Source organism: Dialister pneumosintes (assembly GCF_001717505.1).
GTDB classification, from domain to species: Bacteria; Bacillota; Negativicutes; order Veillonellales; family Dialisteraceae; genus Allisonella; species Allisonella pneumosinta.
In genome coordinates, this window is sequence record NZ_CP017037.1 from 649633 (window position 1) to 662348 (window position 12716).

The 12716-nt window shown below is 32.9% G+C and carries 10 protein-coding genes and 1 other annotated feature; of the genes, 1 reads left to right on the forward strand and 9 read right to left on the reverse strand.

What is annotated here, in order from left to right:
* Nucleotides 1-10: 10 nt before the first annotated feature.
* The 5 genes from BCB69_RS03225 to BCB69_RS03245 all read right to left on the reverse strand — a co-directional run bounded on the left by BCB69_RS03225 (nt 11) and on the right by BCB69_RS03245 (nt 6569).
* A complete protein-coding gene (locus BCB69_RS03225) occupies nt 11-925 on the reverse strand; it encodes an RluA family pseudouridine synthase (protein WP_022513631.1) in 915 nt (304 codons plus the stop codon).
* A complete protein-coding gene (lspA, locus tag BCB69_RS03230) occupies nt 922-1353 on the reverse strand; it encodes a signal peptidase II (protein ID WP_022513632.1) in 432 nt (143 codons plus the stop codon). Before lspA ends, BCB69_RS03225 begins: the two co-directional genes overlap by 4 nt.
* A gap of 100 nt (nt 1354-1453) precedes the next feature.
* On the reverse strand, nt 1454-2440 hold the full coding sequence (locus tag BCB69_RS03235; protein WP_022513633.1) for a G5 and 3D domain-containing protein: 987 nt from the start codon (nt 2438-2440) through the stop codon (nt 1454-1456).
* A 425-nt stretch (nt 2441-2865) separates the two neighbouring features.
* Complete coding sequence (gene ppk1 / locus BCB69_RS03240; RefSeq protein WP_107528624.1) at nt 2866-5010, reverse strand: polyphosphate kinase 1; 2145 nt, start codon at nt 5008-5010, stop codon at nt 2866-2868.
* 2 nt (nt 5011-5012) lie between these two features.
* Nucleotides 5013-6569 carry a Ppx/GppA phosphatase family protein gene (locus tag BCB69_RS03245; protein WP_069176989.1) on the reverse strand — a complete coding sequence of 519 codons (1557 nt, stop codon included), beginning with the start codon at nt 6567-6569 and terminating at the stop codon, nt 5013-5015.
* Nucleotides 6570-6778: 209 nt separating this feature from the next.
* Here BCB69_RS03245 and ppx point away from each other — a divergent pair, with 209 nt between their 5' ends.
* Entirely contained in the window at nt 6779-8329 is a 1551-nt protein-coding gene (gene ppx / locus BCB69_RS03250) for an exopolyphosphatase (protein ID WP_022513636.1), read from the forward strand.
* A 63-nt stretch (nt 8330-8392) separates the two neighbouring features.
* Here the strand turns inward: ppx and BCB69_RS03255 are convergent, their stop codons facing one another.
* From BCB69_RS03255 to BCB69_RS03270, 4 genes are all read right to left on the reverse strand, one after another.
* Nucleotides 8393-9076, reverse strand: a complete 684-nt coding sequence (locus BCB69_RS03255; protein WP_069176990.1) for an energy-coupling factor transporter transmembrane component T family protein — start codon at nt 9074-9076, stop codon at nt 8393-8395.
* Nucleotides 9077-9079: 3 nt separating this feature from the next.
* Nucleotides 9080-9892 carry an energy-coupling factor ABC transporter ATP-binding protein gene (locus BCB69_RS03260; protein WP_022513638.1) on the reverse strand — a complete coding sequence of 271 codons (813 nt, stop codon included), beginning with the start codon at nt 9890-9892 and terminating at the stop codon, nt 9080-9082.
* A complete protein-coding gene (locus BCB69_RS03265) occupies nt 9886-11367 on the reverse strand; it encodes a tryptophan transporter (protein WP_069176991.1) in 1482 nt (493 codons plus the stop codon). Before BCB69_RS03265 ends, BCB69_RS03260 begins: the two co-directional genes overlap by 7 nt.
* Nucleotides 11368-11405: 38 nt before the next feature.
* Nucleotides 11406-11646 (reverse strand) — a binding site (T-box leader).
* 58 nt (nt 11647-11704) lie between these two features.
* On the reverse strand, nt 11705-12709 hold the full coding sequence (locus BCB69_RS03270) for an electron transfer flavoprotein subunit alpha/FixB family protein (RefSeq protein WP_069176992.1): 1005 nt from the start codon (nt 12707-12709) through the stop codon (nt 11705-11707).
* Nucleotides 12710-12716: the final 7 nt, after the last annotated feature.

The window sequence follows — 12716 nt, forward strand, 5'->3', positions numbered from 1 at the left end:
TACTTTTTAGCTATTCTTTTCTGGCTCGCTCTAAACACTGTTGCAAATCATTAGGAATCGGAGCATTAAAACACATATGTTCTTCTGTTACTGGATGTATAAAAGCTAAAAAACAAGAATGAAGTGCTTGACCTGAAATAGGGAAATCATCTTTTTTCCAACCATATAAAGGATCATTAACCACCGGGTGTCTGATATGTGCCATATGAACACGTATCTGATGTGTACGTCCAGTTTCCAATCGACATTCCACCCATGAATAGTGATTTAAATATTCTAAAACTCTGAAATGTGTAATAGCGGTTTTCCCTGTTTCCGGTTGTACATCCCATTTCATACGATCCTTATTGCTTCTTCCTAAAGGAAGCCGAATTTCACCATGTTCACCCGCCATCTGCCCATGTACTAAAGCTACATATTTTCGTTGTACGGTATGTGTTGCAATATCTTTCTGGAGCTTATTGTATGCCAACGATGTTTTAGCTACGACCATAACACCGGATGTATCTTTGTCGAGTCTATGAACAATCCCCGGACGACCTTCACTTCCCACCTGTTTTATTCCATCCCCACAATGGTACAGCAAGGCATTGACTAACGTTCCCTTTCCATTTCCCGGCGCAGGATGTACAACCATTCCTCTTTTTTTATTTATAACCAAGATATCCTGATCCTCAAATAAAATATTCAAAGGAATGTTCTCTGGATATATTTCTATTTTCTCTTTTGTCTTCCAAGAAAAAGAAATAACATCTTGTTCTTCTAAGCGATAATTTGCTTTAAGTACTTTGCTATCCTTGTGAGCCAATCCTTCTTTTATCCATTTTTGCACTTCTGAACGAGTAAGTCCTGTTTTTGCTGTAAGAAATTGATCTACCCGAAGTCCAATTTCAGAAGAATTTATATTATATACACAAGTTTTCATAACTCTTCCCTCCAAAAGTACAACATAATTAAAAATGTTCCTACACAAATTGCAATATCCGCAATATTAAAAATAGGCCATATTCTCCAATCAAAAAAATCTATCACACTTTGGATACGTATACGGTCTATCGCATTCCCTAATGAGCCCCCCAACAGAAAACTGATTCCTAACTTAAAATAAAAGGGGGCTAATTCAATTTTATTCCTAAACATAAAAAATGCTATAAAAAGTGCAACTACAATAATTAAAAATATCCAATTTTGATATGGAAATAACCCAAAAGCAGCACCTGGATTTAAAATATAAGTAAAATGAAAAACATTCGGGATAACCGCAATAGTTTGCCCTAATTCCATATACTGCTGAACAATATATTTAGTCCCCTGATCAACAAGCATAATTAGTAATGCAATAAAAGCAATCATAAGAATCCTCCTAGATATTTAATTATAACATGTAGACATATTTTATAAATTTTAAAATAAATAAAAAGCAAGAATGACCAGTCATCCTTGCTTTTTATTATTAGTAATGTACAAATACATCTACATACCTTACTCCAAAGTCAAAACATTCGGAGTAGTTTTCCATGCATAAATCTACTCGATTTCCTTTAATTGCCCCACCGGTATCTGCAGCAACAGCGTCCCCATAATTAGGTACATACACTTTTGAACCAAGAGGAATAACTGCAGGATCTACAGCAATGGTTCCATATCCTGCTTTTGTTCCTGTTGCAGTAATACCATCGCCATTACCATCAGCCGGATGATAGGCAGTTGCATACATATGCGAAACCCACCCCAAAACATTCGCTTGGCTATCTCCTGTTTTCATCATTCCATGTTCGCCATGTGCAATAGTCTCAGTTTTAATAATTTGTTTCTTAACTACTTTCCCCTCAACTATAGTTTGTTGAATAGTTGCCTTTACTTTATCCGGTCGCCCTTCCTTAACTATAACTTGTTCAGACGAACTTAAAGAACTGTCATACCACTTGTCATAAACGACATCTCCATCTTGTTCAACAGTAACTATTTTAGTTGTATATGGTACAACGTGAATAACCATTCCGGCTCTAACCATTTCCATATCATCTTCTAAAGCAGTCATTGTCTTCCAATCAAATCCCTGTGTATTTAAAACGCCTTGTACTGTTTTATCAGTAGTGTACACTTTCTTTTGCTTTCCTTTTACATCAAGGATAACCGGCACCGCTCGTTCTATAACAATCACTGAGCCCTCATTGACTACATTAGAACTTGTCCAATAGGAATCATGTTTTCCAAACGTGATATTATTTTCAAATATTATTTGTTTGTAATCATTACTATTAGAATGTACGGTAATACGATTTTCTCCATCAATAATAGTAATTTTTTTCCCTTCTTTAGAAAACATACTTTCTGAAGAAAGAGATGCCATTGCAATTTGCGACCCGATAACAGGAATCAAAAGCATAAGCATTCCCACAGCCATACGCCGTAATTTTATAAGTTTTATATTTCCCACAATTATCTCTCCTATGTGAAATATTCTACCATACACGGACATTCTGTCAAATTAAATAAGGTTAACAATTTGAATTATATAGATATATTAGCATTTATCAATAAATAAAGTTTAAAATTTGATTTGTTTTTATATTTAATTGTATTCAAAACTCTTTTAAAATTACATATTTTTCGCTTTAAATCTATATGTTTATAAATATCATATTGTTAACTATGTTCATATACAGGAGAATTTTTATTTATTTTTTAATTGTAAACCATAGTAATTCTCCACATTACCTATAAATTCTTAAAATTATTCCGTACATTTAAAAAAAATTATTAAAATATTCTTGAAGGTATATATGGGTATTTTTTTTCTCATATATGCAAATAAAAACGGATTATAAAATTTATAATCCGTTTTTATTTGCATGTTCATTTTTACTTTACAGGTATATATGGTTCCAACTTTTGACGTAAGGTCATTTGCTGTTCTTTATCGCGTTTTTCTGCTAAAATTTGAAAATTATTTTGTGCACAAAATTGATTTTCTTGTGCTATTACTTTTCTCCAAGTGCCATCAGGCTGCATTATATGTGCTTTTTGATTATCTGACAGCTCCATATGTAGCATTTCTTTTATTCTATTTCTACAATCACTATCTTCTACAGGAATCATAAGTTCGACTCGATCATTTAAATTACGCGGCATCCAATCTGCACTACCTATATATAACTCTTCACGTCCCCCATTAGAAAACCAAAACACTCTACTATGTTCTAAAAAACGTCCGACCAAACTACGAACCGTAATGTTTTCACTCTTACCGCATAACCCCGGAATTAAAACACAAATACCTCGAATAATTAGTTCAATACATACACCTGCAGAAGATGCCTCATAAAGTTTATCTACCATATCACGATCCAATAAAGAATTCATCTTAATAACCATATGTGCATACTCTCCATTGGTAGCATGTTTAATTTCCCTATCAATAAGTTCCACACATCGTTCTTTCAAATTAATCGGTGCTACTAAAAAAGAATTCCATAAAGGTGGATCTGAGTATCCGGATAAAAGATTAAAAAAGGAAGAGGCATCTGCACCAAATGTATCTTTGCAAGTAAAAATCCCTAAATCAGTATATAGTTTAGCAGTTGATGCATTATAATTACCTGTCGCCACATGAACATATCTCCGAATACCATCTTTATCTCGTCGAATAATTAATGTACATTTTGAATGCGTCTTAAGTCCGACCAACCCATAAATAACATGTGCCCCTGCTTTTTCCAGACGTCTTGCCATATGAATATTATTTTCTTCATCAAAACGTGCTTTTACTTCCATGAGAACAGTAACCTGTTTTCCATTTTGTGCGGCCTTTTCTAAAGCTAGAATAATGGGACTTTTAGAGCTTACTCTATATAAAGTTTGTTTAATAGCCAATACATCCGGATCTGTAGCTGCAGACATTACAAAATTAACAACCGATTCATCAAAAGACTCATATGGTAAATGTACCAACATATCTTTTTCTCGAATCATATCAAAAATATTATTTTCTGTTGATTGAATCATACTCCACGGAGTATGTGGATAGGCAAATTCATATCGCAAAGTATCATACCCTTTAATACCACAAAATGAAAAATATACTGTCGTATCTAAAGGACCATCAATTTCATATAAATCTTCTTTTTCTAAATTCATAGATTGAGTCATAAAGCGTTGTATAAATCGACTAGTCCCACGCTCAAACTCAATACGTACCGCTTCCCCCTTTTGCCTCTTTTTTAATTGTCGTTCTACCTCAACAACTAAATCTTGTGCGTCTTCCTCATCAATATATAAATCGGCATCGCGAGTAATACGAAAGGCTCTTGCTTCTAAAAGATCATATCCCATAAACAAATTTTGTGCAAAATGTCGAATAACATCTTCTAACAATACAAATGCATGTTTTTGGGGATACGCCTCATCATCCGGTAAACTAATAATTCTATCTAAAACAGCAGGAACAGGTACAATAGCAGTTTTTACATCTATATCATTATCATCATCACCAACCCTTTCAATTTTTTCTAAAAGTAATGCCAAATTAAGGCTTTTAGATGCTAAAAAAGGAAATGGATGTGAAGAATCAACAGCCATAGGTGTAATAACCGGTGAAATTTCTCTTTCAAAATATTCTTTTAACCATTGATATTGTTTTTTAGTTATATTCCAAGGTTTTACAAAAAATAAACCTTCTCGCTCCAATGCATTCAATACTTGTTTTAAATACATATATTGCTTAGAAACTAATCTCTGAGCAGTCTCAGAAATCTCTTGTAATTGCTCTTCCGGAAGCATGCCTGCAATATCTTTTCTTGTAATATTATTTTCTTTTTGATGCCGCAATCCCGCAACACGTATCATAAAAAATTCATCTAAATTGGACGATGTAATCGCAATAAACTTTAATTGTTCCAACAATGGATTATTAGGATCTATAGATTCCTCTAATACTCGTTCATTAAAAGAAAGCCATGATAGCTCTCTATTTAGATAGCTTTGTTCTCCTCTTTTTGTGCTCTTCATCATTATCGTTTCTCCAACTTGGCTTCTATTCCAAAAATATTTTTAAATAAGTCATTTTCTTTTGCAAACATCCACTCCTCTAATGAGGTTTTCTCCATGCTATTATACTCAATTAGCAAAAAGTCTCCTTGCATACGTGCAGTAACATCTTTAATTTTTTGCTTTCGTGAAATATCCATTGCATATGTTAATCTAAATATAGCTATCAGCTTTAGTACTGTCATTTTTAATTGACTATCTAAATATTTAAACTCATAGTCATCCTCTTCCGGCATTCCCTTTTGTGCATAAAAAGCAATGCATGCTACAGCATCTTTTTCCATCTCTGATATACCAAAAATATCAATGCTACGAATAAGACTCCATGTATTCTTATTAGACTCCATCAAATTTACATGTTTTCCAATTTGATACAAAATAAGTGTCATAGCAAGTAAGAATTCTTCTCGCTTTCCTAATCCGTTTAAATGTTTAAATGCATGGATAATGATTTGGCTATATTCTTGCATACACTTAGTATGCTCAGGTTCATAATAATATCTTCTGGCAATAGCTTCTGTAAGAGTTAAATTCTGTTGATGCATCCATTCAATCGCATCATCCTTTGTTTTGGTAGCACCATAGTACATACTTACAGCTTCTAAAAAAGTGGTTTTCATAATAAGGATATATTGAGAAGACATATTTTTTAATATTTCAGCCCATATATAAATAGTCGGTAATATAATCTCTGCTACTGATTCTTCTACATTGTATATCTTTAAAATATGTGATACGGAAAGATGTTTTAAATCATTATATAGTTGAAATACATCAGCTGAACTAGATACAACCAAGTCTTTTTTTCTAAAAGTATATCCTAACAATTGAGCAATCATTCTGGACTCTCTACCGGAAAAAACAATAGCAGTTATTTTAAATTGTTTAATGGCATTCCAAATAGGAGACATAATCACATGAATATATTCTGCTAAAGCTTGTGGATAATCTTTAGAAGCTCGTTGATTTGTATTAAATATTTCTAATAAGCGCAAAGAACCAATATGCAAGTTTTGTTGATACTTAATTGCATTACCTTGCCATACAGTAAATCCTAAACAGCCGGAAGTAATATCTACATATAAAAGTTGTTTTCCAAATTCATATTTTTCTTTGCTAATTTCTCTTTTTAACTTATGTTGTACAGCAAAATGCTCTAAATATATTTCTTGTGACATATCTAATACATTCACTATAAATCCGGTATTCACTTGTACTAAATCTAATATCGATCGCCTGTTTTCCGCTTCACGAAAAACAGCAGTTGCATACACACGATATTCAGTGACTTGATAATCATTTAATAATTGCTTCAACCCATTAAGCATATGACATAATTTTCTTACTGATGCAAATGATAGTTTTTTATTTAAAAATACTTCTTCCCCAAAAGTAATATCTTTTTCGACTTCTTCAATAACTTCTATATCTTCTATATCATAATAGGCTACTATTCTCATAGAAAGAGATGCCGAACCAATATGAATTATCCCATAAATATTATTGTTTTTTGCTATCATAAAAGTCCTCGCTTTTTTATAGTTAATCATTAAAATATCACGTTATACCTTTACTTATTATTATACATTCATATATTTATATTTCCCATTTTAAATAAAAATAAATTATTTTACTTTTAAAATAATTTATAATTTAGTATTTATCCTATGTTAATAGAGAAAAATCTATTGTAAAATAATAACCATAGTCACTAAAGTGAGGAGTATACATGGAACAAATTGCAATTATTGATTTAGGTTCAAATTCTATACGATTTGTTATTATTCAAATCAGTGTTAAAGGCTCTTATAAATTAATTTATCAAGAAAAAGAATCTATTCGTCTTTCTGATGGAATGTTTGAAAATAACATGTGTTTAACAGAAGAAGCACAACAACGAGCATTAAAATCTTTAATGGTGTATTCTCATATTATAAAATCACATAATATTACTAAAGTACTGGCAGTAGCAACAGCTGCTGTTAGAAATGCTAAGAACGGCTCTTCTTTTATAAAAAGAGTCCGAGCTTCTACCGGTATCCCCATGACAGTTATTAGTGGGTTTGCAGAAGCAACACTTGGCTTTTCCGGTGTTATTCATACCATCGACCAAAAAGATTTTTTACTTTTTGACCTTGGTGGAGCCAGTGTAGAAATTTCATTAGTTAAAAACAAAAAACGTGTAAATTCTATCAGCATCCCCATTGGTGCTGTTACATTAACAGAAAAATTTCATTCTGAAAATAAAATATCTGTTAGTCTAAAAGAAGAAATGGAGTTATTCATTGCCAACCAATTAAATAGGATTGATTGGTTACCTAAAAAAAGTATTCCTATTATAGGAATTGGAGGTACAGTTAGAAATTTAGCCAAAATTCACCAACGAAAAAAACAATATCCATTACCTAAACTTCATAACTATCATATACCTACTAAAGATTTATATCGCATTATTACTAATTTAACTAAAACGACAACGGAAGAACGTAAACACATATCCGGTCTTTCCAATGAACGAAATGACATTATTATTGCAGGAACTTTAGTTATTCAAGAACTTTTAAAAGCGGTGAAACCAGAAGAATTAATTATATCCGGTTGCGGATTACGTGAAGGTATCTTTTTTAGATACTATGACAAAAAATACGACAATAAAAAAGAGTATTTAAAAAACATGCTTATTTCATCAGTAAAAAATTATAAAGCATCAATTCCTCTTCATGATAATAAACATGTAACACTTGTTACAAAAATAGCATTAACCATGTTTGATCAGTGGAAATCATTGCATAACCTACCTAATAGATTTAGAAAATTACTGTTTACAGCAAGCTTTTTACATGATACCGGAATACTTATCAATTATTATAGTCATGCACGACATAGTGCATATCTAACAGCTAATGCGCATATCTTTGGATTATCGCACAAAGAACAAATTATGTGTGCATTTATTATTGCTTTCCATCATGGATATTCTCGAAAATTCACTCGTAATAATCCCTATCTTTCTTTACTTAGTGACGAAGATATAAAACAAATTAAAATATTAGCTTGTTTTTTACAACTGGCAGAGTGCTTAGATGAATCCAATTCACAATTGGTAAATAAAGTGGTTTGTTCTTCCTCCCACAACATGGCACTCATTAGAGTTTATATAACAGAAAACCATTTTGATATGTTTGCACATGCAGTTAATGATATTGCACCATATTTTGAAAAATTATTTGATATAAAACTGGTTTTTGAATGGTACCCTTCTAATCGAGCTAAAAGATAATAAATTTTAAAACACCATGTAAAAAGGAATGAATTGACTACATCAATTCATTCCTTTTTACATTTAATACCCTAGATAAATTCGTAAGTAAACAATGCTTATAGTAGCTACAACAATAAATGTCATCATTATATAATCCAAACCATGTGGAGAAACATTATCTACAAAAGTTCTGTCTTTACTTCCAAATCCTCGTAATTCTAACGAAAGTGCCATAATTTCACTTCTTCCGAGAGAACGGAGCATTAGTGGTCTTACGATAGCCATATAATGTTTACATTTCTTTATAAAACTCCCCTTAACTTCCACACCTCGGCAAGCTTGTGCTTCTGAAATAATCCGATTTTCTTCGATAAAATCCGGGAGAAATCGTAACCCTGCCGTAAACATAAAAGCATATTCATAAGGAATCTTTAACTGTTCAACCATGGCAGCGGTAAGATGTTGTAAACGAACAGTTCCTAATAAGTATATAAATATGGTACTCATATCTACCATTCGCAAGGCAGAAACATAACCTGCTTCAAGACTTCCATCTCCTATATATTCAACAACCCCCAATAGTATTGAAAATATAAAAATTAACACTATTGCTTTTATATTTTTAAAAAATTCCTTTGAAATAAGTAAAATTAAAATATCAAAGAGTAAAAGAATTAATAATGCTATAGGTGTATGAAGGGTAATAGCCCACACCGCTACAGATACGGTAAGCATTATTTTTGTTATAGGTACTAGGTCTCTCATCAATTACACCTTCTTTTTTAATTTTAAATACTCGGAACAGAATTCTTGCATATTTTTACAATATGGTTTGTGAGGCAATTGCTTTCCTAATGCAATAGAGAATGGAGTTGCTAACCCCCATCGTTCACAATTCCCCTCTTTTTCAAAAAGTTGCATAGGGCTACCATCATATACTATATGTTTATCAGCAATTACAATAACTCTTGTACATTCAGATGCCACAATATCCATATCATGTGTAACCAGAATAACGGTGATTCCTTTGTATCTTAATGTATGCATAAGTGAAATCAACTTTTTCTTTTCATTACCATCCTGTCCACTAGTAGGCTCATCTAAAATCAAATATTTAATATCCATAGCAATAGCAGATGCAATAGCTACTCTTTGTTGAATTCCTCTACTAAGATTTCTGGGATAAGACTCTTCATAATCCAATAAATCCATAGCATTCATAGCATTTAATACAGTTTCTTCTAATTCTTTGCCCCGCTTTCCTTGTTGGTACGGACCAAATGCTATTTCTTCCTTCACTGTAGGCATAAACATTTGACAATCAGGTTGCTGAAATACATATCCGATAAATCGACTTCTCATCGCAACGCTTTCTTTCGAAATATTTTTATTTTTATAAAAAATCATGCCATTAGACGGTTGTTCAAGTCCTACCAACAATCGCGTTAATGTCGTTTTTCCACTTCCATTTCTCCCGGTTACGGCAATAAGCTCTCCAACATCAAAAGAAGCCGAAATGTCTGACAATACTTGATAACCGCTTGTACCATATTCAAAAGATACATGTTGCATAGTTAACATAATTGTCCTCCTTCTAAAGATTGATTGATTGCCTCTTTTGCATCTCTCAAATTAATAAAATCTTTCTTAAAAAAGCATCCTTGTTTTTCTAATTCTAATTGTGTTTTATAAATAGCAGGAATTGCATTTGTATAAATATTATGCATATCCATATATTGCATAACTGCTATAGGCGTATCTGTTATAAGTAACTGCCCTTCATGCATTAATGTAAATTTATTTGCATAAGGAAGTACCGCTTCCAAATGATGTTCTGCTACTACTACTGTTAATCCATTTTCTTTATTAAGTCGTCCTACCAACTCATAGAATTCTACTACCCCCTCCGGATCCATAGCACTTGTAGGTTCATCAAACACTAATACTTCAGGATTCTCTGCCAAGACAGCAGCAATAACTAAACGTTGTTTTTGCCCGCCGGATAATGTAGATATTTTTCGTTTCTCTAAGCCCGATAAACGAACTTTTGCTAAAGCTTCTTTAGTTCTTCTCCGAATTTCTTCTGCTTTAAATCCATGATTTTCTAAAGCAAATGCCATTTCTTCTTCTACAGTTAATGTAACAATTTGTGCTCCATACTCTGCTAAAATAACGCCTACTTTAGAAGCCAAATCAGCAACTCCTACTTGTGTAATGGCTTTACCACCTGTAAAAACCATCCCTTTCATAGTTCCTCCATAATATTGGGGAATAGCTCCGGCCATTGCCATTAATAAAGAAGTTTTACCTGCACCATTAGCTCCTGTAACAACAATAAAATCACCTTTATTGATGTGCAAATTAATGTCATGAAGAGCTTCTTTTCCCCCTTCAGGATAGGTATAACTGAAATGTTCTACGCTAATAATTCCAGATTGTTTCTGAACAAGACTCAATGCACTATGATCGCTATCCTCAATAAACTTTGAAGAATTATGACTCATATTTTCAAATAAACGTTTAGCCGGAAAATATAAAAAAGGTGTAATAACAGCATTCGCAATACCAACCATAAATACAGCAGGTAATATTACAAAAATATAAACATTTGTAGGAATTCCCATAACCAATTTCAATAAACTTACAAAAACAAATCCGCTAACCAATGTTGCAATAAACCCTGATAAAACAGGTCTCATTTCTATTTTCCCTATAGTAATCGGAGGTACAGCATGCGCAAAAAAACCTGCAACCAACGCCCCTGCAAATTCACTGAAAAAGTTTCCATAAGGAAATCCCGCTTTACTAGTAAATACTTCTAATAATGCTGCCACCATACAAATTCCTATACATTGTTTATAAGATGGTTTAGTTAATAAAATAGCCACACAATAAGCCGCTATCATCCAATTAGGAGTAAATCCTGCTAAAGAAGGAGATACTAAATGTAAAAGAGTTCCAATTGCCAGCATTAAGGTCGATATTGTAATCCATCTAAATTGCCCCCCTCTTGCTTTAGTAAATGTTAAAGTTGATACATCTTTAATCTGTTGCATACGAATTCCTCCCAATAAAAAAACTTCCATCCCTTATATAAAGGGACGAAAGTTTATTCCGCGGTACCACCCAATTTGGCTAAAGCCCAGCTCTACGTACAGAATTATCGATACGTGCTTTCTTTTAACGGTGAAAGTTCCGGCAACGCCTACTCCGTACAACGTTTTGGGTTGCGCCTCCTGAGTCCATTCATAAAATCACTGCATACCGAACTCTCAGTTTCGTCGGCTTCCTGTAATGAGTTTGACTTTATTACTACTCTCATTCAATAGCTTATAATTGATATCTTATAATTTTTATGATTATAGCATTCACTATTTATAAGTGTCAAGCAATTTATATGCTTCTCTTTTTTAACTCTTTAATAATGGCTGGTAAAAAGTCTTTTAAATTAGACTCTACGGAATAATCAGCCATATCCATAATGGGTGCATTTACATTGTTATTAACTGCAACAAGAATATCTGATTTTACTGCACACATATGTTGCATAGCACCAGAAATACCTAATGCAATATATACTTTAGACGTTACATTATTACCTGTTTGTCCTACTTTATGTTCAGCTGAAATCCACCCTTGATCAATGATAGGACGTGTAACTCCAATTCCGGCATGTAACATATTAGCTAATTCTTCCACCATATCCCATTCTTGTTTATTTCGAATACCACGTCCGGCAGCAATTACAATTTCTGCATCTTTTAATGAATAAGCTTCTTTTTTAGCAGGAATTTTTTCCTTTACTACTACACCAATATCCCCCTCAGACAAAAAAACTGGCACATGAATGACCTCTCCATGACGAGTATAATCTGGCGAAGGAATTCTAAATGTTCCCGGGCGTATAGTTCCCATCTGCGGTTTATAATTAGGACTTATAATATCTGCAATAATATTTCCCCCCAAAGCCGGTCTGGACCAAATAATAAGATGAGATTCTTTATCAATAGACAATTCCGTTACATCAGCAGTTACTCCACATACAAGTTCTGCAGCTACACGAGGAGCCAAATCTCTCCCACAAGCGGTAGCTGAGAAAATGACCGCACTCGGTTTCTTCTCATCACACAATTTAGAAACTACTTTAGCATATGATTTGCCATCATAATTCATTAAAAGAGCATGCGCTAATACGTATACCTCATCAGCACCTGATGCAATCAGTAACTGTATGCTTTCATCAGTAACTTTTTCACCAATAACTACAGCACAAACTCTTTCTTTTAATTCATTAGCTAATAATCTTGCTTGTCCTGTAATTTCTAATGCTTCTTTTCCAATAACCCCATCTAAAGATTTCGCAATAATATATATATCTTTATATTCAGAAAACCCCATAATGCCT